Source organism: Clostridium merdae (assembly GCF_900176635.1).
Classification (GTDB): Bacteria; Bacillota; Clostridia; order Oscillospirales; family Acutalibacteraceae; genus Faecalispora; species Faecalispora merdae.
Genome location: NZ_FXLN01000003.1, coordinates 257,104 through 278,627 on the forward strand (window position 1 = coordinate 257,104; position 21,524 = coordinate 278,627).

Here is a 21,524-nt window from a genome sequence, read left to right on the forward strand (position 1 = left end):
CACACGAAGAACCACCCTAAGCCTAGTAAACTCGCTCTCTTTATTGTAGCTTCACTGGCAAAAAATTACAATTACAGTTCTCACAAAGTAATAGGGGTATTTATTCTAAAATAAACAAAGCCCTGTATTCTAAAAAATACAGGGCAACCTCTAAATATTCTTACGGGAATCCAAACTGGGATTCCCTTCTCTTTTCATCGGACTTACTCCTTAACCCATGAAAATAGATAATCGAGTCCAGGCGCTTGGAGGATAGGGTTTTTCAGACGAGTAAAATGACCTATTAAATCACGCTCCTGCGCTGACAGATGAAAATGGCAGGCTGCAATTCCTACATCTGTACGCTGAATATCAATACCCAGCTTGCTCTCTTTTTCCGAGTGAATTTTATAAAAATGAAAATGCCCATTGGATTTTACTACGCGCCAAGGCTGCTTATTCACTGCGGAAGGAGCCAGGCGCAGCATTTCCAGAGGGAAAGCATAGTCGCCTGCCGCTGCCTGTGTGAGCGGGTGAGCAAAATCCTCCTCAAAGAATAAAGCACTCCACTCCTGTCGTTGGTCTGATTTTGCAACAAAACGCATCATCGATTCCAACATCCGTTTTTTCTCTTGCGCATACCCGAATGGAGAAATTACGGGGAAGAATTCATCTGGATTTCGCTTCATGGCGGAGGAAAAAGCACTGCGGTCAAACGTGCCGCCGAGCCAGCAAGTGCCAAGCCCCAAAGAGGTGATGTATAAAATCAGCTTTTCAAAGGAATAACCCAAGGCTTCTAAACCCAGCTCGCACGGAGCAACGGATGCACCAATAAAATGGGAAGCACCCTTAATGACACCATAAGTACCAAGCTTTTCACCATTAGAAGTCACATTCTTTTCCAACAGGTGTAACGAAACCTCTACGGAAAAGGGGTTCGTCAGTTCCTCCATATAGCTTCTTATTTTACTGATTACCTCGGCAGGGATTGGCGTTTCTTGATACGAGCGAATACTCTGGCGCGCTCTTACCGTTTTCTCCACGGGGAAATTCATTTTCATCATACACCTCTCCAGTTATACGAGCGTTTTGTAAAGATGCGTTTCACCCGGTTTTTCCATATATTCTGCAAATTGAGCGATTGCTTCTTTAAAATGCGGAGAAGCGCTGTGACTGCTGAGAGCGGCTTCGTCCTCCCACTCCTCCAGCATGGTTAGAACCTGCGGATTTTTCACGTCTTGAAGTAATTCATACCGAATACAACCGGAGTCATTTTCTCTCGTGGCGTGAACCAATTGCGTTGCGAGCGCAATAAAGGCTTCCACTTTATCTGCTTTAATCGTATTTTGGGCAACTAGCTTTATCATTTGTCTCTCCCCCTTACCATTTTTCGTAGTGCACACGGTCAGCCTGATAGCGGTCAACAAAATGATTCTCTTGCCCATCCGGATAACCGACGGAGATGAGTGCAAAGGGGCGAATGTTTTTGGGAAGTGCGAACAGATTCCGCACACTATCCATCACAGAATCCACGGTGGCAACACCCAACCATACCCCACCAAGGCCTAAGTGAACGGCCTCAAGCAGTATGTTTTGCGCAGCGGCGCCCATATCCTGCTCCCAACCGGTGGGTACTTTCATTTTATCTTCATCCCCCAGAAGAACAAAGGTCACTGCCGACCCAGCAACGGGCTTTGCATATGGTGAGGTTTGCGATACTTTTTCTAGCATCTCTTTGTTTTCTACTACAATAAATTCCCACGCCTGCTGGTTTGCGGCAGAGGGAGCCTGCATGGCTGCATGAAGCAGCTTCTCCACTTTCTCTGCCTCAACGGGCTGATTTTTAAACTTACGAATACTTCTTCTATTAAAGATTTCTTTCATATTAAATAGCCTCCCATTCTTTTAAAATTAGTCTTTACAAAAAAATAGATTTCATTTGAAATATTATTAACCAAACTTAGGCTTGTTGTTTGTACATACAAATATAATAGCTTAATTGTAGTTTGTCAACCTCTTTTTACTATTTACTCAATATATGAATCATCAAGGGTTACGAATTCGCTTATTCGCATCAAACCTTATAGCCCCTATCACAATCTATTTAACTAGCACTTTCTTTCGGTTCGGCCTTCTTTTTATTTCCAGAAGCTTAGGAATGTCATCAAAAAAAGAAATTTCCTCTACCATTCAATCTTTTTAATATTTCGAAGGAATATTTTACTACATACTCTTCATTTTTAGAATTGGAAATGGGTTGCCTTGCTCATCCCATTCGGTGCGTTCAAACACTGTAAAGCCTGCATGTTTGTAAAATTCCACCGCATGAGGGTTTTGTTCATTCACATCTACATATTTTACCGAGTATTCTTCCTTTGCCTTTCTTATAAAAGCTTTTCCTATACCTTTACCAATACAATTGGGTTCTAAAAACAACATCTCTAATTTCTCTTGCGCGATACCCATAAACCCTACGACCTGATTCATTTCATACGCTACAATCAATTTCTCTATTTGCAACAGTGCACTCTTAACAATTGGTCGTAGCGAAGAAATATCTTCTTCGCTTAAAAATGTATGCGTAGCTTTTACGGAGGACTCCCATACGGCTGTCAACTGCTCTATTAATGCATCTATTCTACTTGGATTCTCCATAAACATTCGGTTTAACCACCCTAATTTATAATTCTCTTGTTGTTAAATAAGATCATCTTTATTTTATAGTATAAATCAACTTTTGGCAGGGGTAATTAAACACAGTAAGCAATTCGCCGTACTCGAATCCTAAGCTCAAATACAGCTTTCTCGCAGCAAGCCCAAGAGGATCTTCTTCCCGATAGGTAATTACACTTAACTGCGTTCCCTTTTCAAAGAGCGAACACACTTTTTGGATAAGCCCTTGTGTGATCCCCATTTTACGGTAGTTTGGGTGCACAGCCAAAAAAAGTAATTCTTTTTCATTTCGGGAAAAAGCCAAAGCTCCCACTACAATACCGCCCATTTTCACTACCAATGCTTCCTTTTGTAAGATACTTGTTTTAAGCCCATTTTGGTATTCTTCCTTTTCAAGACCGGGGAAATGCTCTTCCACCAGCTCTAACAAGTGCATCCAGCTCACTACATCTTGCATACCGGCAAACTCGGCTACCACACCGCCACCCCCAAGTATAGTTTTTATACTCTTATAGTAACACAAAGAGCCTGCCCTCCGCTAGAGAAGGCAGACTCCTGATTCATCTATTGTTCGGTGTTAGTTCAATCGGGTGATTACTTTTTTCTTCGAATATCAGCTGTTATTCCATAAGGGTCAAAGGTATAGGTAAAGCCATCAATCTCCTTAGCCCCGGTAACGGGTTTGCCGTTCATAAAGAACGTCCACTCACCTGCATCGTTTCTTGCCCAGCCCTGCGCCGTTGTAGGGTCTATGGTGAGTTTGGTATAGCGGTGGAGCATTGCGCTAACCTCTGCTCTGGTTGCATTTGCTTTGGGAGCAAACTGATTGTTCTTTTTACCCATGAGAACTCCCGCCTGCTGCATTGCTGCAACCGCTGCTTGGTATTTGTTACCGATGCTGGAAGCATCCGCAAAATCACCTGCACTGCGGGTCGCCGGCAATTCACGACCGGTAACATGCATGTAGTTTTGCAGAATCACCGCAATTTCTTCACGAGTGACCGCACTTTCAGGAGCAATTTTGTTATTGGCATTTCCCGTAAGAATACCCTTGCTATAGGCCCACTCAAGGTAAGGCATATAGTAGGAGCCGGCCTTTACATCCGTAAAGCTGTTCTTGGCATAAGAGGCCACATTTACACCGGCAAGCTTTCCGAGTGCAGTAACCAGGTCGCCTCTTGTAATGGCTGTATCGGGAGTAAACTTTGCATTTGCTCTTCCACCAAACAGGCCGCGCCCAACTGCATAATCAACGCTTTCCTTCGCCCAATGGCTTCTAATGTCTGTGAACTGAGCGGGGGGAGCCGTATATCCCACACCATAAACTGAGAAATGATTGGTAACAAAAATCAAACTCTTGCTGTTCACGTCGTAAGCGGAACCGGGAACACGAACTGCATTTCCGCTAACGTCCACATAGGTCATATACAAGTACCCTACGGCTTCATTGTTCGCCGGAGTGTAAGGTACACTTACATAAACCGTTCCGTTCCCAAAGTTTGTTACATGCTTACTGCCATTTTCGTAACTTGCTTTAAAATCAAAGGTTGGGCGGTTCCCAATGGTAGTTCTGGCCGCAGGGCTTAGCCTTGTTGCATCTGTTCTTGTTACAGTAAGCTGAACATCTGCATTTGCCTGGCGATTGATTTCGGTGACCGCTGCCAAATTAATGCCCAACGTGAGGTCCGGCCGGTCAATGGCCAATTCAATCCCGGCAACCTTATTCCCAATTACCTGCTGCTGAGTGGATTTAGGCAGATTAACCGAAAAATTAGTGGCGTTTGCACCATCTGCTGAAACGTTAATTTTAACGGTTATCTCACCAGCATTCAACCCTTTTTTCTCCGCTTCTGCCTTGGCATTTGCAATTGCATCCGCAATATTCTGGTCTGTAATGCGAACGCTGGCAGTTCCGCGACCATCTATCACAGCTTTGTTTGCGGTTTCTCCCGTTACAGGTTCGGCCGGTTTGTTGCTGGGAGCAGGAGTGCTGCTGTTGGAATCACTGCTCTTATCGCTCGAGGAGCCTTGCGCCGTAGTAACGCTCAGTTCAGCACTTAATGTGCCAGGGAGCGTAGTTGCGGTTGCCTTTTTGCGAGCCACAAAGTGGTATGCTGTGTTTGCCGTTAAGCCCAAAAACACATTGCTGTTTTGCCACGTAATACCGCCATCCTTTGAGTATTCGTAGCCTGCAATTGCATTTAGCTTCACACTGTTCGCGGTTTTGCTTTCCAGTGTTGGTGTGGTGGAGGCCGCTGGAACTGCAATGGTTACAACGGTGCGTTCGTTGGTCGTTTTGTCTTTTTGTCGAACCTTAACCGAACCTGCCGTAAACGTTAGGTTTGCAGTTTCTCCTTGTGTGCAAGGTTTCCAGGTACTGCCGCCATCCAAGCTGTATTCCATATTTGCCGTGGTGCCGGTGAGCTTTCCGTCGGCTATGTGATAGCCCACTCCTGTTAAATCCTCATCAACCGTTTTCTTCTTAAAGGTGACACAAATTGTTACCGGATAAGCAGGCATGGTGAAAGCATTGCTGCTAACCGTCACCGTTGTGCTTGTGTCCCCGGTTTTGCAAACCGAAATGGCATCCACCTCATAGCCGCTGTTCGCGGTGGGGGTGATGGTGACTTTTTCATTGGATTGTGCCGAGGTTACCGCACTGCCATCCACCTTCACGGTGTAGCTGCCGTTGGTGGCGGCATTCGCCGTGATGGCATAAGTGGCGAAGCTGACTTTCACGGCATCGCTGCCGGACATTACGAGCTTTTTGCTCGCAATGCTGCCGCTGCTGCTTGTAATCGCGTTTGTGCCGTCTGTGGCATTTTCAATCGTGGCAAGTTTTTCGGTGCCGCCAACGGTGAGTGCACCGGTGTACACATTCATCGCCGCAGAAATCCCCACTGCTGCACCATTTTTAGCGGTAACCCTTCCGCCGGTAACAGCAACCGAACTTATGGCCGAGATGCCACAGCTAGCACCGCCACTGGCTGCATTGCCGCCGATGGCGGTGACAGTTCCTTGGGAGATTTCCACCTTATCAGCGAAAACGCCGACGCTGGCAGACGAGTCATCATCACCAGTCGACGCACCGCCTGTGGCGGAAACTATGCCGCCGGTGATGGATATTTTCCCTGTTTGCGCCATGATACCTATACTTGGACGGAAATTTACCGCTCCTCCTTGACCCGTAACGGCACCTCCGGTAATTTTAATATCACCTTCGGCTGCGATGCCACCGCTTTCAGCCTTTCCGCCTCCGCCGTTGCCGGCAACGGTGCCACCGCTGATGTCGATGGTTGAATTGGAATAGATACCGTAGCTTTTATTTTCAGCGCCTGTTGGCCCACCAAAACCGCCTTTGGCAGAGATTATGCCTTCGGTGATGTTGAGCGCCCCGGCACTGTAAATACCGTGGCTAAAGCCTCCATAGGAATTGTTGCTTTTGGTGTATGCTGCTGTGCCGGCAAAGGCACTGAGCGTGCCGCCGCCTTTTATGTTCAGGGCACCAGCACCATAAACGCCATAGGTATATACAGCTTCACTGCCTGAACTGGTATAGCCGCTACTTGCGGAGTTTATGGTACCCTCCGTGAGCACAATGGTTGTGCCGCCAGGAACCTTCAGGGCGGTGGCGGTAGCGGCGGTGTTGATGTTCAGGCCGGAAAGGACAAGGGTGTTGGCGGCGTAGGAATTGCTTCCCACTGTGGTTTTGGCGGCGTACCATGTCCAGCCCTCAGCGGCATTGGTGTATACGTCACCGCTTTTGTTTGAGCGGTAGAGATTGGACTCGCTGATATCCGTCAAATCCAGCGCCGTAGTGCGAACGATTTTGCCGTTCTTGATCCACTTTGCGTAATAGCGGGTACCGGCGGCACCATCGTCGCTGTCGCCCAATTTTGTACCATCGCCATTCTGCTCGGTATACCAGCCGTCAAAATCGTAGTGGTATTCATCCATATAACTACCAGGGTCATTGGGCTTTTTTGTTTTAACGTATTTAAAGCAATTGTCGTAAACCGGGGTGGTCGTACCCCACAGCGCATTGAACACTGGGTAGCCACCGTTTATGCTCCCTGTATCGGCTTGCCATGTGTAGTAGTCACCGCTGGCTTCGGCATCGACCCAGCCGTTGAGGGCGTTAAAGAGGGTGCCATAGGCAAGGGCTTGCTGAGAGGTAAACTGCTCCTCCGTACCCGCCGCCAGTTTGCTATTGTTGCTGCCAATCGTGCCGCAGCCTGTGATGACAGGTTCGCAATTGGGGTGCACACGGCCAATGCCCTTTTCCGGCATACCTGTACCGCTGTTCAAATAATAACAACCCTTGATTGTGCCAGCGCCTATACAGCCTGCCACACCGCCGGAATGGCCACTTGTACCACTGGTGGTGACGCTGGAGGTACTGTAGCAATTGCTGACAGTGATGTCGTTGCTGCCAAAACCCACCAGCCCTCCGGCGTAGGAACCATAGCCGCTGCTGGCGCTCACGGTGCCTCCCATGACGAAGCAGTTCGTGATGGCCCCATCGAATGCTTCACCCGCCAGACCACCGGCAAACACCTGCTTAGAGTCAGTAGCGGTGTTGGAAACGACGATTGACGCATTCGCCAGCCCAACGTTTTTAATGGAACCGCCGGTCATACCAAACAACCCGGCATAGACCGCTTCATTACCCGCGTAAATATCCACCGTCAGCCCTGTGATAGTGTGCCCCTGTCCGTTAAAGCTACCGGTAAAAGAGCCATCGCTTGTTCCCACCGGCGTCCACTGGAAAGCAGACACGTCGATGTCATCGTCGAGGGAGACGGTGTAGTCAAGATAATTCTTGCCGCTAGCCGACCAGAACGCCGCACCCTTTGCGGTTTTGATAGTGAGGGTCTTTTTATTGGAATCGAGCACATAGTCGGTATTGGAATCCGCCGCCGGGGAAGCCGACGCGTACTCTTCCGCCGTGGGAAGAGATGATGGTACAATGTGAATGTATTGGAAGGTCTGAATATTAATATCATTCAGCGTTGTTCTTATGGCATTCATACCGCTCGCAATATTGCTTGCCATAACTAAAGGTGCAGGCTTGTAAAGAAGTAAGCTTGGCTTTTTATTTATGGCGGCAGAGCCTTGGGATGCGCCGTCAATATCGGTGGTGCTGGCCGTCACGGTTCCGCCCGATATCTCAAAGCTATTATTATTAGAGATAAAAATACCGTAGCTTTGGAATTCCGCAGCGCCACTGGTGGCGGATAGTCTGGCACTGTCTTTCACTTTGGTGTAACCGGAGACGTACACACCGTAGCTGCTCCCATTTTCTCCTGTTGAAGTACCGCCGGTGGCGATAAGGGAGGCGCTCCCTTGAATGGTAAGGGCATCGCCGACCATAACACCCCAACAGTTCCCATTTGTTGCGTTCCCGCTGTTGACGTTAACGGTAGCATTGTCTTGAATGCTAAGATCATGTGTGGTATACAAACCGTAGCTGACGCTAGATTCAGTATCTCCGCCGGTAGCATTTAATGCTCCGTTACCCTTTATTGTAAGGTTCCCATTATTGTATACAGCGAAGCTGCACTTGCCGCTGGACGGGCTAACTCCGGTAATAGTGTTATCACTTTTTAGTTCCAAGTTTAAATTACCATCTACATAAATTCCGGCGGGACCTTCGAAATCCTCTATCAAATGACCGCTGGTAATCGTAGCACCGTCTAATGTGAGAGTATTGGTGTCGTGGTTGTAGGTGACCGTACCCGTAATGCCATCCCCTGTAATTGCATTGGAGTTGGCACTGGTTACTTGAACATTACCTACCCAAACGTTATATTTCGTAGCGGGAGCTTCCCACTTTTCACCGAGCACGGGGTAACCCTTGTTTACTGGGTCGCTTGTGCTGTCGGCTTGCCATGTGTAGTAGTCGGTGCTGGCTTTGTTATTAACCCATTGATTTAGGCTGTCAATCAGAGCATTTTCCGTCCCTGCTCCAGCTTTCATTTGAACCTCTGTTAGCGGGTTACCAAGGTTTGAATTCGTTCCTGTAATGGTTGCGGTGCTTAAGTAGTAGCAGTTGGTGACAGTGGTGTTTTCAGCTTTAAAAGCTACAATACCGCCAGCGTAAGTATCGTTGTTTCCAGTGGTTGTGACATTGCCGGTATTGTAGCAATTTTCAATTTCTACATTGCTGGCATAGGAAACAATACCGCCGGCTCGGATGATACTTGTTCCGCTGATTGCAACACTTCCAGTGCTATAACAATTTTTGATTTTACCTTTTGACGCAAAGCCCACAATATTGCCAGCGTCATTTACATAACCTCCGGTAGCCTCAGTCACGGTTACAGAGGAGCCCAACAACCCTACATTTTCAATCGTGGCATTCAAAGTTTTTCCGAACAAGCCAACGGAGGATCCTATGACATTATTTACAGTAACTGTCATCCCCGTAATAGTGTGCCCCTGTCCGTCAAAGCTACCGGTAAAAGAGCCATCGCTTGTTCCCACCGGCGTCCACTGGAAAGCAGACACGTCGATGTCATCGGCGAGTAGGACGGTGTAGTCAAGATAATCCTTGTCGCTCGCCGACCAGAACGCCGCACCCTTTGCGGTTTTGATGGTGAGAGTCTTCTTATCGGAGTCTAGCACATAGTCGGTATCGGAAGCTGCCGCCGGAGAAGCCGCCGCGTACTCCGCCGCCGTGGGGAGGGAGGCAGGCTCAACGGAGAGATAGCGGAATTGATTGAGACGACTGTCGTTACTGCTTATCTCATCTGTAAGTCCGGTAAAGCCCCCTTTGAGAATAAAGCCTGTGGCCGTCAATGTGCCGGTGAGTGCATTGCCGGGGGAACCATACGGAGAGCTATAACCACCGGTTGCGCTAACTGTGGCACTGCCTGTGACGGTAAGATTTCCGCTGATTCCGGTGCCTCCTTTTGCGTTAGCGCCTCCATATAGACCGCCAATGGCGATGAGCGATGCACTGTTTCTAACGGTGACATTCCCGCTGACACCGGCGCCGCCGTTACCGGTATTACTCAAAGGAGTTGCTCCGCCTTGGCCTCCGGTGGCGGTAAGCGTCGCTGTGCCGGTAAGCGTAATATTTCCGCTAATTCCGCTGCCGCCGTTGCAGGCATTCATAGGGTCAACAATTCCAGCGAGTCCGCCGATAAACGAGCTGTCTTTTAGAAGATTCAAGATAACACTATCGCTTGTTACGGTAAATGCATTATCACCATCAACCTTTTCTGAGATTCTATTCGGTGCGTTAATTGTCACACCATCGAGATTCAGCGTCACATTTGCCGCGCTAACAACGATTCGGTCCGTGGTAGAAGTCTTTTCACTCGCCATGCCAACGGTATATTCCCCCGCCTTGCCAAACGTTAGCACGCCTTCATTATACGTCGGCGCCACGCCATCTTCATCTACGCTAACCGAAAAGTCGCCGTAGGTAGTCGAGCCTTCCACGGGGTCAGGAGGAGTAAAAGAGACATACTGTGCATTGGTTGTAGCTTCGGTTAAAACTACTGCAGTGCTTGCATTGCTTCCAGCCTTGACTGTATAGCCTTCTCTCACGGTGATTTTGCCGCCGCCACTTCGGCTGGCGTTGCTGATAGCCATACCGGCCGAGCCAGCTGTGCCCATCAACGCTGAACCACCGCTGCCACCGGTAACGGTAAGTGTAGCTGTACCCGTGACCGTTACATTTCCAATGACACCAGCACCGCCGTTACCAGCAGGAGTAATTTCCATTCCGGCAGTACCGCCAGTACCTCCCTGCAGACTGCAATCCGCAATCACATTCAAAGTGACTGTACCACTTGTCACTGTCAGCGCATTACCTCCAACATTATACATTGCGCCATTCGGTGCGGTAATGTTTACCCCGTCAAGGTTCAGCTTAACCTCACCTGTTGCATTGACCATGATGACATTGGAGGTAGTGGTTTTTTCGCCCGCCATAGCGACGGTATATTCCCCCGCCGTACCAAACGTTAGCACGCCTTCATTATACGTCGGCGCCGCGCCATCTTCATCTACACTAACCGAAAAGTCGCCGTAGGTAGTTGGCGCGCCCATACGAAGCATCATTTGTGCGGTTTCCACCTTCACTGTGATTTTTGGCAGTTCGGCGCTCACGGTATAGCCCTTGATTACCGGCGTAAATACATAAACACCCTCGGTGTTCTTATCGTATTCCGGTTTTGAATCCCATGTTACTGGAATCTCCGCCGTTTTCACTTCCAAATTTACCTGTTGTTCGCTGGCACTTCCTTCTAAAGTTGGGCTGGAAATGCTTTCTGTTGCAGTATCTTGATTCTGTATGGGCTCTTCCGAGCTTGGTGCAGATTGCTCTGCATCCGGTTTGGGTTCTTCGGAGCTTGGTGCAGGTTCCTCTGAATTCGGCTTGGGTTCTTCCGAACTCGGCGCAGATTGCTCTGCATCTGGTTTGGATTCTTCCGCGCTCGACGCAGGTTCTTCTGTACTCGACTTTGGCTCTTCGGATGTTTTGCCACTTTTATCCACGGCGGTTCGAACCGTTGCCGTTAACTCTTGTGGTAATTCCAAGTCTTTTAAATTGGTTCCCTTTGTTACCGTTTTATCGGTTTGAGTAAGTGGAGCAAATGAAATAATTTCTCCATTCGCACCCGCATTTGCCTCTTGTGCCATCGCCGAAAATGGCATCGTACTTAATACCATGCAAAAAGAAAGGCAAATACTTAAAATTCGATTTCTCATCTTGTTATATCCTCCTATTGTAATGCTCCGCATACGCTCACGCCCAGCGCATAAAGCTCTTGACCACACATTCATCCACGAAAGAATGCAGCCTTTTTTCAATTTCAGCTCAAAAATAACATACAATAAGAAAAAAATGAGTCTTTACACTTAAAAGACTCATTTTTACACCGAAAATATAACATTTTATTTTTTAAAATAAATTCTTTTATACCAGAAGTCTTACCCGAAAAAACCCATTTTCCACTTTGTAGAGCAGCTCGCCGTCATATTTTTTAGCAAAGGCGATAACACTCTTACTTCCAATGCCATGACCCTCCTCACGAGCAAAGGGATAGCCGTCTTCATCCAGAACTGTGCTTTCCTTACAGGGATTTTCCAATTCCAATAGCAGGCGCCCAACAATTCGGCATGTTAAACGGAGGTAAGGACTTCTATTTTCCGGTAGCTTTTCACAGGCCTGAATGGCATTTTCCATCAGATTGGAAAGCACCATGGAAAGCTCCAGAGCATCCACATTTACATCTCTTGGAATATCCAAAGTAATATCTGCCGGTATACCCGCATGCCCAGCAAGACCCGCATAGTGGCACACGGCGGCATTCACGGTTGGGTTTTCGCAGTATACCTTTCCCCATTTTGGCACCACCTGATTCTGCCTTTCCAGCAAAGCAACTGCCTCCTGTGCTTTCCCCTCCTCCAACAGTTCCAGCAGAACATTGTTAAAGTGGCGTCGGTCATGGGCGGCGCGGCTGTTCTGCGCCGATACCTCCTCCATAAGCTCCAGTCTTTGAGACATATTGCTAGCGGCCAGTTGCAGGTACTCTCGTTCCGCCTGCATTTTCTGGTTTTCTTCTTTCATCCGATACTCCCTCTGAAGATTTTTAAGGCCAAGTAAGATAGAACCATAAGCGGCAATGCCAGTAAAAATAACTAGAAGCAACGGTATGGCTTGTTTTGTCAGCATCACAATAATGTCATCCGTGCTTAAAACATAGTAGTTGAATGTTATGTAAAGACCCAGAGCAACGGCGAAGTATGCAGTCCAATGCTCTACCACCTGCCGATATAGCGGACGCACATAGCGAGTTAATATTATCAGAAAAGCACCGAATAGAATAACACGCATCAACGTATTGGCATAGATGGGATATGGCAAGAACCTACAAATTTCAAAGCTGAGGATAATCACAATATCACTAATATTTTGTACGGTTAGGTAAGAGAACAACCACTGCATAAAAGTATCTTTAAACAGAGGGCGCACCGCAAAGCATAGCACTGCAAACAACACGATGTCGAGCTTTGAAAGCAGGGTTAAATTCCCGCTGAGGTAACAATAGATTGCTGTACCCAAATCAGCAGCGAGAATTCCGAGCATCGTAAACAGTGTCACTTTTTTGGAGTACTTGGGCTGCAACAGTGTCATCATTAGCAGTACGTTTGCGGTTGTGGAAACCGCTGCCCGGAGAAAATCCGGGAAATGCTCCATCATCTCTGTTCCCCCTTTGCCATTAGGTAGTCCATATAAGCATCTCGAACAGCAGGGTATTGCTTTGCTGCTATGGGAACCATTTTCCCACCGTGCAGGGTAAAGCCATCTTTCGAGAATCGCTCCACCCGCCGTAAATTAACTACAAACGAGGTATGGCATTGCATAAAATGCTTGTCTTTTAATATGGGGGCGCTATATTCTGAAAAGCTTACCCGAATGGTTCGACTGAGTACGTCTTCCCCATTCAATAAGTGAAATAAAACAGAATGACTCCCGTATTCAAGAAACAGAATGTCCGATAGCTTGATTACCCGCATGCTGCCGGATGTTTTTATAGCAAAGGTCTTTTCCTCTGCAAAATCCGCTTTGGAGATAGCAAGAGCGAGTGTGTCGTAAAATGACTGCTTCTCAATGGGCTTTATTAAATAATTAATGGGTGCTGCGGCGTACGCCTGAAGCGCAAATTGCGGCTCGGTAGTGGCAAAAATAATTTGTGCCTCCCTGTCAAGCCGACGTATCACATTTCCCAGCTCCAAGCCATTGACCATCGGCATCACAATGTCCAATATATAAAGATGATAGCTCTGCATCTCCATTGCGGTGAGCAGTGCGTCTGGGTGAGCGAATTGCGTAATTTCAGCATCCAGATTTTGAGTGGATATGTACTGGTTTGTTAAAGAGACCAGGCATTGCAGCTCATTTGGCATATCGTCGCAAATTGCAATGCGGAGCATAGCTTTCACCTCTGTTCAACTTTCAAAACTATCCCATTCCGGTTCATCCCCCTCCCGCAGGTTAAGCAAACTAAATTTGCAGACTACCGAAACGAGAAAAATTCCAGCTTACAGGTGCCACATTTACCAGAATTTGTTTTCTTCGAGTTTTATTATAGCATTATTGCATTCGAAAAAAAACGACAAATTATACTCTTTTTATCGTAAAAAAGAAGATTTAAATTTGCTAAAAAGCCAAACCCAGGCAAAACGCATTGGGAAGAAAGCAGTGTATCCGTAGCTTACTGGTGGCTTAAAATTTCAACATTTATTCATATTTTTAATTATTTTTTACCACATTTTCATGGTAACATAAAAATCATGAAATGAGATATGGTTGAGATACTATGAGTATCAAAGTTTATTTCTTACAGGAGGTTCCAAAAATGAGGAGCTGGCAAAGTTTTTTTGTAGAATTACTATTAAAGCTAACAAGGAACCGGATGGACCCGGCTACTTTTTTAGAGAAAAGAAGAATGGAAGAGAAATCGCCCTATGTACTGCCAGAAAATTTACAGCGTAAATACGGCATCATGAAAAGCAATTCCTATTCGATTGATACCTATCTGTTAAAATCTTCTACCAAGCCAGATGCAAAACAGATTTTATTTATACCCGGCGGAGGCTACACCGACCACCCTTTAATCTGGCATTGGCGTTTTTTATATGGGTTAACCCAAAATCTGAACGCTACCATTACCGTACCCATTTACCCCAAGGCACCGGTTCACCAATACCAGGAATCCTTTGAGAAGGTTCTTCCCATCTATAAGGATTTATTGGCCAAGACCTCACCAGAAAACATTGTCATTATGGGCGACTCCGCAGGGGGCGGCTTTTCCCTCGCATTATCACAATTATTATTAAAGGAAGGCATACCGCAACCAAGCAACATTATTTTGCTTTCCCCATGGCTCGACATTACCTTACAGCACCCGGACATAGCAGCTATGGATAAAAGCGAACCCATGCTAAACCTGAATTTGCTAATAGAGGCTGGTAAAGCTTATGCGGGAGATACCCCAACCAGTAATTATCTGCTAAGCCCCATTAATGGCCCGTTGAAAGGGCTTGGAAAAATCACTGTGTTCATTGGAACTCACGAGTTCTTTTTACCAGATGCCCGAAAATTCAAGACACTTGCGCAACAGCAAAACGTAGAGATAAACTATTTTGAGTACCCCAAAATGAACCATGTGTTCCCGGTTTTTCCTATTCCGGAAGCAAAGCGCGCCATGCAGCAAATTGTAGATATTATTAATAAATAGCAATATGCTTTCTATTAAAAAGAGATTGTGAGTCAAATCTCATTTCTTTAAAAATATCGAGTAAAATTAAATTGCAGCTCAAAAAGAGCGCCCTTTCGAAGGGCGCTCTTTTTGAGCTGAGATAAAATGGGATGTGACGGTCATCCTTTCAATGGCTTTTATTGAAATCAACGCCAGATTACGCCGTTTATTATTTTAAATACTTAGAAATAAAATCTTTTGTCATTTCTACTATCTCATTGGCATTTGTCCAATGCAGATAATGACCTCCTTCCAGAGTTTCCATCTTTTGTATGGAAGGGTTCGAAATAACTTCCTTATGAAGAGGTAACCACTCCTCATCATCTTCCATGGAGGCTTTCGATAAAAAGGTTAATACCGGTAATTCTTTCGGATATTTTACATCATATAATTCTGTTGTGTTTTCATTTACCATATTAAATTCGTTTATCACCGTTGCATTTAACGAATTCCAAGCAGTTGCCATTTTCTTTAATTGAAGCTGGTCAGCAGAATAATAGTTGTTTTTGTTCATACCGTCATCAGCAATAGGGAATAGATACGTTACGTCTCTTACAATTCCAAATGTATTGAGCAGCGTTAAATAGGGAGACATATCTGGGTCTTTATTGATTTTAGTTTGGTTCGGAACTGATACATCAATTCCAATGATTGCTTCTACTTCCTTTGGGTAATTGATTGCATAGTACATCGCATATACACCAGAGATTGAGTGGGGCATTAATATATAGGGCCCTTGCACATTCAACTCTTTTAATGCAAGCCTTATTTCATTTACAATATTTTTAGTAGAACGCCCTTCCCTTGTTGTATCACTAAACCCATACCCAAAATATTCGAGAATCACAACCTTATAATTAGAGCTTAATCTTTCTGCCAGCGGCATAAAATCCGCAATTGGTGAAGCAGTTCCTAAACCGCTTAGTAATACAATTGTTTTCTCACCGGAACCAGTCACATAAGCTTGCATTTTTTTACCGTTGATATTGATCGACTGACCGATTTCATACTTATTTTTTTCAAACGACTTTAGAACCTGGTGTGTTAGTGCAGAAATCAACACTAGACCTACGATTATTCCCAGAACCCAAAGTAATACTTTTCCGCTCATTTTAAGTATTTTTTTCATATTTTATCTTCCCTAGCATTCTCTCTTTTTTACACAAAGTGTGTTCAACCTTCACTATTTCTATATCTCCTCCTATTTTAACTAACTTTCTTTATTTTACCCGTTGCATCATTTAAGAAAGAGACTGGCTTTATTTTTAGGAGCCAGCCTCTTTTCTCATTTAATTATCTAAAATTGGGGTCGCAGCAAAAGAATGAAGGAAGAATTTCTGTACAACCCAACTTACTCAACGTATGGATGCAAGGTTTTAAAACAAATAGTGGTCAAACTCATCCAAACGCATCTTTAATTCTTTGGCGGCTTTTTTAATCTCCACTTCATTTTGTTGAGAAAGGATAGAATCAAAATTCTGTAACAAATAATCAAGATAATCGCGGTCTTTGCCTAAGCTTTCTTGGTAGAGGCGATCACCCCTTGCAAGAAGAAGCCGGTACTCCATACGGTCTCTGGGGTGAATTTTGATTTCTTCCAGCATTTTTAGTCTTTCCTGTATCTCTTCATCGGTCATATCGACCGGGCCGTTTTTAATAATCAGGCTCTTTTTAAGGCCTGTACTTGCAACTGTAACCTCAACTTCCAATATTCCATTAATGTCGTAGGTATAGCGAACATCCACCTTCTGCTTTCCCGCAGGGGAAGGGGGAAGATTAATATGTAGCTGACCTAGGCTTAAATTATCTTCCACTCTGCGGCTTTCCCCCTGGTAGACATCAATCAAAATCTGTTCCTGATTCTCATTTATGGTGGAAAGGCTCTCAACTCTACTAACGGGTATGGGTGTATTCCTTTCAATAATCGGCAGAAAATACCCACTTTGATAGTGATTCTGCTGCATTTGTTTTGAAACATTTACACCTAACGTATAGGGGCAAACATCAGTAAGAATAATTTCATTTAGCGCTTCATCTCGGTCCATTAAAGCCGTTTGAATGGCTGTTCCAAGGGCAATTGCCTCATCTGGGTTAATGTTGGAGTACGGGAACTGCTGAAACAGCTTGCCTATGGTGGAACGAACCAGCGGCATTCTTGTGGAACCACCAACTAAAATAATCGTTTCAATCTCTTCGGGATGAAGCGACGAATCCCGAAGTGCTCTCTCAATTGGAATACGAAGTCGAGACAGTAACTTGTCCGCCAGATTTTCAAAATCATCGCGCCCAACCTCTAGCTCAAAGCTGTTGCTGCCAAGCGTGATACGAATGTTCATCGTATCGTATTTGCCAAGCCCGATTTTACACGCTTCGCATTGCTTATATAAGGCAGAAAGCTCCTTTGGTGTGAGAGACTGCTTGTCGATTCCATTGGCTTCCAGAAAATAGTTCATCAGCACTTCTGTAAAATCTTCGCCACCCAAATAATTATCGCCTGCAACCGATTTTACTTCAATTACGCCTTCAAACAGCTCTAGGATAGAAACATCGAACGTTCCTCCCCCTAAATCACAAATCAAAAAAGTGGTTTCACTGTCGCACTCATGAATACCATAGCACAGTGCAGCGGCAGTGGGTTCATTGATTAAGCGTGTTACTTTCAGCCCTGCCAGCTCCGCGGCTCGTTTTGTTGCTTTTCTCTGCAAATCGTTAAAATACGCCGGCACGCTGATGATTGCTTCTTCCACCGTATCGTTCAGGTAGGCTTCTGCATCCGCTTTGATTGCTCGAAGAACAAACGAAGATAAATCTTCCGGCGTAAATACGTACTTACCTAAATCGTATTTTTTATCGGTACCCATAAAGCGTTTAAAGGCGGCCACGGTCACTTGGGGATGCGAGATTAACCGTTCTTTGGCAACCTCCCCAACCAGAATTTCACCGTTCTCATCCACGCTCACAACGGAAGGCGTTAAATGTGAGCCAAACACATTTGGTATCATTACTGGGCCATTGGCTGTCCAGTAAGCTGCCAAGCTATTGGTAGTTCCCAAATCGATTCCTATTTTTGTCATAAGTACCTCCGGCTTATGTTACAAATTGTCTAGGGCTTGTATGTGATTTAAAACAAACTTCTTTTAAATCTATAAAAATGATTGCTTATTGGATCATTACAAAAGACTTTTTAACTGATCTAACATGCTAAGCATTTCGTCTACGCTTAAATCCAAATCTGTGTCCGCACTCATCAGTGTATTTATCATTTCTGCATTTGAATTTTCCATCGCAAAGTTAATGGCCTTTTTGCCCTCTTTGTTTTTTGCGTTAATATCGTAATCTGTTTCTTCTTCTAAGATGTATTCCACAATATTTAAATTGTCGTTTTCGGCGGCTTCCAGTAATACAGTATTGCCATCATTCCCTCTGTCGTTTAGGCTCAGCCCCTGCTCACGTAAATATTTAACAAGTTCAAGGGAACCAAATACTGCCGCAAGATGCAAATAGGTACGGCCTTTATGGTCAATAAAATGAATATCGGCACCATGCCTCACCAATAGCTTTACAGCCTTAAAATGATTCACCGCGACGGCATAGGTAAAGGCATTGTACTCTTCATCATCGACCACAAAAATATCGGCACCCTTTTGAATGAGTAACTCCACGGCCTCGTCTCTCTCATATATAATTGCTGCCAACAGCGGCGTATAGCCTCGTTTGTCTTTTGCTTCCAAATCGGCACCTTTTGCAATTAAATATTCCATGCCAGCGATTTTAGACTCGGATGCGCACCGAAACAGTGCCGTAAAGCCGTCCGCTGTTTTCAGGTTAATATCTGCACCATTTTGTAATAGGTAGTCCATCATTTCTACATCGCCATTTAACGCAGCTTCTATAAGCGGAGAAGAGAGCTTATAATCTGTAACATTACAATTGGCGCCCTGTTCCACCAGGTATTTTACGATGTTCCTTTTCCCGTTTTTTGCGGCCAGGATTAACGCGGTCTTTCCGTCTTTTTCGTCTACCTCGTTTACATCTGCCTTTTTCTCTTGCACAAGGTATTTCACGCGCTCAAGCATACCCGCAGAGCTTGAATAAATGATATTGAGAATCGAAGCATCCGCGCCATATTCCAAAAGCAGTTCGGTTGCTTGCTCATTGCCATTTTTGGCGGCGTAAAACAGCGGCGTACAATCTCGCTCTAAATCCTCATCAAATACAGAATCATTAACGGATGCACCAAGTTCAATTACATATTTCATAATGTCTACAAAGCCGCAAATGGAAGAAAACATTAAAATACTATTCAGCTTATCGGGGAGTTCCTTTTTCTTTACCCCAAACTCAATTAGTACCTTTAAGGGTTCGAGCTGATTGCTACCGGCTGCTACCTCAAATAAATCCATATCGTTGTATTTTGCATCTAAATGAGCGCCATGCTCAATTAAATACTCAGTGCAAGCCGCATTTTGCTTTACCGCAAGGGTAAGTGCAGTGATGCCCTCTTCGTCTACCTCATTAATATCTGCACCGTGTTCATGTAGCATTTGTAATATTCGAACATTGCCGGAATTTGCAGCCGAAAAAAACGCACTAAAGCCTAGCACATTTTTCACCTTTGCATTTGCTCCATACTTCAGAAGTAGCTCTACACTCTCTTCATTCTTTGATATAACTGCATAAATAAGTGCGGTTTTCCCATTTAGCTTTTCCGTTACTTCTAGATCCAAGTTCTTGTCTAAGAGCAGCTCTAAAGCGGTACTATCATCCGACTCCGCGGCATACATCAAAGCCGTTTTTCCATTTTTGTCTGCCGCGTTGCAGTCTGCGCCCTTTGCCAGCAAACACTTTACAATTTCAGGCTCCTCATTTAAAATTGCCTCAATGAGTGCCGTTCGGCCATCTGTGCCTTTTGCCTCGATATTTACATTATGTAGTAACAGTTCTTCAACCATATCGACATAGCCGTATTTGGCTGCATAAACAAGTGACGTTTTGCCTTGCTTATTGGTAACCTCACGGTCTGCACCATTTTCAAGCAAGCACTTTACTGCATTCATACTGCCGCTTCGTACTGCCATGTACAAATTTTGCTTTACAAACGCAAGCAGTACTTCATCCATTTCACTAATATAGAAATAGCCGTCAAGCAGTTCCCATACCTCTTTGGGGAGGAGACAGTGGCTCATGAGGAAGTCCTTCATCCGGTAGCCTAACCGTTCCCTGCTTACCAGCTTGGAGACTGTCTCATGATTCATCAATTCTTGCCAACAATTAATATCGCTGCGAGTGATGGGGTCATCATAAGTAGAAAACACCAACTCCATAAACTCATCAAATTCATGGGTTAGGGGAGGCAATGTAGTTATGTCTTGCTGGTAAAATTGCTCCGATTCCTCTTCTTCCTCGTAATTCGTGGAATCAGATAGAACCTCCAGCAGTTCTACCTGCGGTTTACCCGCTGCGTGGTAGGAGGATGCAGCGCTCTCTGCTTGGCTTTTGATAAAATCCAGCGCAGCAGAATAGGCCTCTCGCAGCCTTTGGTAACCTTGGGGATTCTCTTCTGGGTGATTTTGCTTTAATAGCTTTGCATATGCCCTTTTTACGTCTTTAACATTAGTGGTCGGCTCGATACTTAAAATATTCCATATGCTCATAATAATCTCCTATCTTTTTCAAGGTATTCGATGCAATTTTGGATTCCTTTGTGTGTTTGCAAGTATTCAATTATTGCGCTATTTTTTGAAATACACTCCTGAAAGAAAATACGGCTAAGCTGATAATACCGTTTCATAGGGGTAAATTACAAGAAATATTTTAAAAAAAAGGAATTATCTGCCATAATGTGCAGATAATTCCCGTTTATTCTACTATTTTAAGACGAATGGTAACAAAAAATAAGATTCACTCTTGCCGTATAACCGGTAGACCTTCCTATTCTTTTCGAAAAGAATCCTTTATCCCGCGGCCCAAATCTCTATCTCAATCTTTATTTCATCCAGACCCAAAGCATTTACATAAGCAATTGTCATAGAGGGTGGGTTTTCGCCGAAAAAGGTACCATACACTTGGTCAAAAAAGTCCCAGTCAATTTCTTCTTTCGACCAGATATTTACCTTTATAACGTTATCTGGTACCAACTCTACGCTCTTAAGTAGATTCGATATATTTATAAATGTATTCTTTACTTGTAGATTCAACTCTTCCGGAATATAGCCGTTCAAATCTGCTCCAATTTGTCCCGAAAACGTATAGAGCACCGCATTTGGCTCAATTTTTGTAATGTGGCTATAATTCCCCACAGCCTTGCTAATTTCTGTTGAAGCTAATCTCGTAACTACATGATTCATTTCATAACAACCTTTCTCTATCGGATAAATAATTTCTAACACCATATACCACAATCAATATACAGTTATCCACTGCTAGAAATTTATCTATCAAAAACAGAGATAGAATGTTCATTTCTTTTGATACTGCAATTTATAATAAATCTCATCCCGTTCCCCCCTTTCCCATAAAATTATAGAGGTAGCCCGAATCTTTGTCAAATACGGCTGTATGGGCAAGAGGCTGGGTTAAGCTGGTACAAGCTCG

At 44.8% G+C, this 21,524-nt stretch carries 13 protein-coding genes; 1 reads left to right on the forward strand and 12 read right to left on the reverse strand.

Going from position 1 to position 21,524, the window contains the following annotated elements:
• Positions 1 to 203: 203 nt before the first annotated feature.
• The 8 genes from CAN90_RS03040 to CAN90_RS03075 all read right to left on the reverse strand — a co-directional run bounded on the left by CAN90_RS03040 (position 204) and on the right by CAN90_RS03075 (position 13,602).
• Positions 204 to 1,043, reverse strand: a complete 840-nt coding sequence (locus CAN90_RS03040; protein WP_242953560.1) for a nitroreductase family protein — start codon at positions 1,041 to 1,043, stop codon at positions 204 to 206.
• A gap of 12 nt (positions 1,044 to 1,055) precedes the next feature.
• Positions 1,056 to 1,346, reverse strand: a complete 291-nt coding sequence (locus CAN90_RS03045; protein WP_143750787.1) for a putative quinol monooxygenase — start codon at positions 1,344 to 1,346, stop codon at positions 1,056 to 1,058.
• Between the two features lie 13 nt (positions 1,347 to 1,359).
• The gene (locus CAN90_RS03050) at positions 1,360 to 1,863 is read right to left on the reverse strand and encodes a nitroreductase family protein (protein ID WP_085832363.1); all 504 of its coding nucleotides are present in this window, start codon (positions 1,861 to 1,863) and stop codon (positions 1,360 to 1,362) included.
• A 339-nt stretch (positions 1,864 to 2,202) separates the two neighbouring features.
• Positions 2,203 to 2,640: a GNAT family N-acetyltransferase gene (locus CAN90_RS03055; RefSeq protein WP_085832364.1), complete on the reverse strand. Its 438-nt coding sequence runs from the start codon at positions 2,638 to 2,640 to the stop codon at positions 2,203 to 2,205.
• A 52-nt stretch (positions 2,641 to 2,692) separates the two neighbouring features.
• The gene (locus CAN90_RS03060; RefSeq protein WP_242953561.1) at positions 2,693 to 3,175 is read right to left on the reverse strand and encodes a GNAT family N-acetyltransferase; all 483 of its coding nucleotides are present in this window, start codon (positions 3,173 to 3,175) and stop codon (positions 2,693 to 2,695) included.
• Positions 3,176 to 3,246: 71 nt separating this feature from the next.
• Complete coding sequence (locus CAN90_RS03065; RefSeq protein WP_085832365.1) at positions 3,247 to 11,373, reverse strand: S-layer homology domain-containing protein; 8,127 nt, start codon at positions 11,371 to 11,373, stop codon at positions 3,247 to 3,249.
• Positions 11,374 to 11,581: 208 nt separating this feature from the next.
• Positions 11,582 to 12,868: a sensor histidine kinase gene (locus tag CAN90_RS03070; RefSeq protein ID WP_085832366.1), complete on the reverse strand. Its 1,287-nt coding sequence runs from the start codon at positions 12,866 to 12,868 to the stop codon at positions 11,582 to 11,584.
• Positions 12,865 to 13,602, reverse strand: a complete 738-nt coding sequence (locus CAN90_RS03075; protein WP_085832367.1) for a LytR/AlgR family response regulator transcription factor — start codon at positions 13,600 to 13,602, stop codon at positions 12,865 to 12,867. The genes CAN90_RS03070 and CAN90_RS03075 overlap by 4 nt, the downstream gene beginning before the upstream one ends.
• A 425-nt stretch (positions 13,603 to 14,027) precedes the next feature.
• Here CAN90_RS03075 and CAN90_RS03085 point away from each other — a divergent pair, with 425 nt between their 5' ends.
• Complete coding sequence (locus tag CAN90_RS03085; protein WP_085832369.1) at positions 14,028 to 14,909, forward strand: alpha/beta hydrolase fold domain-containing protein; 882 nt, start codon at positions 14,028 to 14,030, stop codon at positions 14,907 to 14,909.
• A 190-nt stretch (positions 14,910 to 15,099) separates the two neighbouring features.
• On the opposite strand, the gene CAN90_RS03090 is transcribed toward CAN90_RS03085, so the two are convergent.
• From CAN90_RS03090 to CAN90_RS03105, 4 genes are all read right to left on the reverse strand, one after another.
• Positions 15,100 to 16,059 (reverse strand): alpha/beta hydrolase, encoded by a 960-nt coding sequence (locus tag CAN90_RS03090; protein WP_085832370.1) that lies wholly within the window; start codon positions 16,057 to 16,059, stop codon positions 15,100 to 15,102.
• 247 nt (positions 16,060 to 16,306) lie between these two features.
• A complete protein-coding gene (locus CAN90_RS03095) occupies positions 16,307 to 18,004 on the reverse strand; it encodes a molecular chaperone HscC (protein WP_085832371.1) in 1,698 nt (565 codons plus the stop codon).
• A 96-nt stretch (positions 18,005 to 18,100) separates the two neighbouring features.
• Entirely contained in the window at positions 18,101 to 20,584 is a 2,484-nt protein-coding gene (locus tag CAN90_RS03100) for an ankyrin repeat domain-containing protein (RefSeq protein ID WP_085832372.1), read from the reverse strand.
• 300 nt (positions 20,585 to 20,884) lie between these two features.
• Complete coding sequence (locus tag CAN90_RS03105) at positions 20,885 to 21,277, reverse strand: RidA family protein (protein WP_085832373.1); 393 nt, start codon at positions 21,275 to 21,277, stop codon at positions 20,885 to 20,887.
• Positions 21,278 to 21,524 lie beyond the last annotated feature (247 nt).

Excerpts from the sequence above, each read along its gene's own strand:
- CAN90_RS03090 (WP_085832370.1), bottom strand. The coding sequence starts at position 16,059 with ATGAAAAAAATACTTAAAATGAGCGGAAAAGTATTACTTTGGGTTCTG.
- CAN90_RS03050 (WP_085832363.1), bottom strand. The coding sequence starts at position 1,863 with ATGAAAGAAATCTTTAATAGAAGAAGTATTCGTAAGTTTAAAAATCAG.
- CAN90_RS03040 (WP_242953560.1), bottom strand. The coding sequence starts at position 1,043 with ATGATGAAAATGAATTTCCCCGTGGAGAAAACGGTAAGAGCGCGCCAG.
- CAN90_RS03085 (WP_085832369.1), top strand. The coding sequence starts at position 14,028 with ATGAGGAGCTGGCAAAGTTTTTTTGTAGAATTACTATTAAAGCTAACA.
- CAN90_RS03095 (WP_085832371.1), bottom strand. The coding sequence starts at position 18,004 with ATGACAAAAATAGGAATCGATTTGGGAACTACCAATAGCTTGGCAGCT.
- CAN90_RS03075 (WP_085832367.1), bottom strand. The coding sequence starts at position 13,602 with ATGCTCCGCATTGCAATTTGCGACGATATGCCAAATGAGCTGCAATGC.
- CAN90_RS03055 (WP_085832364.1), bottom strand. The coding sequence starts at position 2,640 with ATGTTTATGGAGAATCCAAGTAGAATAGATGCATTAATAGAGCAGTTG.
- CAN90_RS03045 (WP_143750787.1), bottom strand. The coding sequence starts at position 1,346 with ATGATAAAGCTAGTTGCCCAAAATACGATTAAAGCAGATAAAGTGGAA.
- CAN90_RS03100 (WP_085832372.1), bottom strand. The coding sequence starts at position 20,584 with ATGAGCATATGGAATATTTTAAGTATCGAGCCGACCACTAATGTTAAA.
- CAN90_RS03065 (WP_085832365.1), bottom strand. The coding sequence starts at position 11,373 with ATGAGAAATCGAATTTTAAGTATTTGCCTTTCTTTTTGCATGGTATTA.
- CAN90_RS03070 (WP_085832366.1), bottom strand. The coding sequence starts at position 12,868 with ATGATGGAGCATTTCCCGGATTTTCTCCGGGCAGCGGTTTCCACAACC.
- CAN90_RS03105 (WP_085832373.1), bottom strand. The coding sequence starts at position 21,277 with ATGAATCATGTAGTTACGAGATTAGCTTCAACAGAAATTAGCAAGGCT.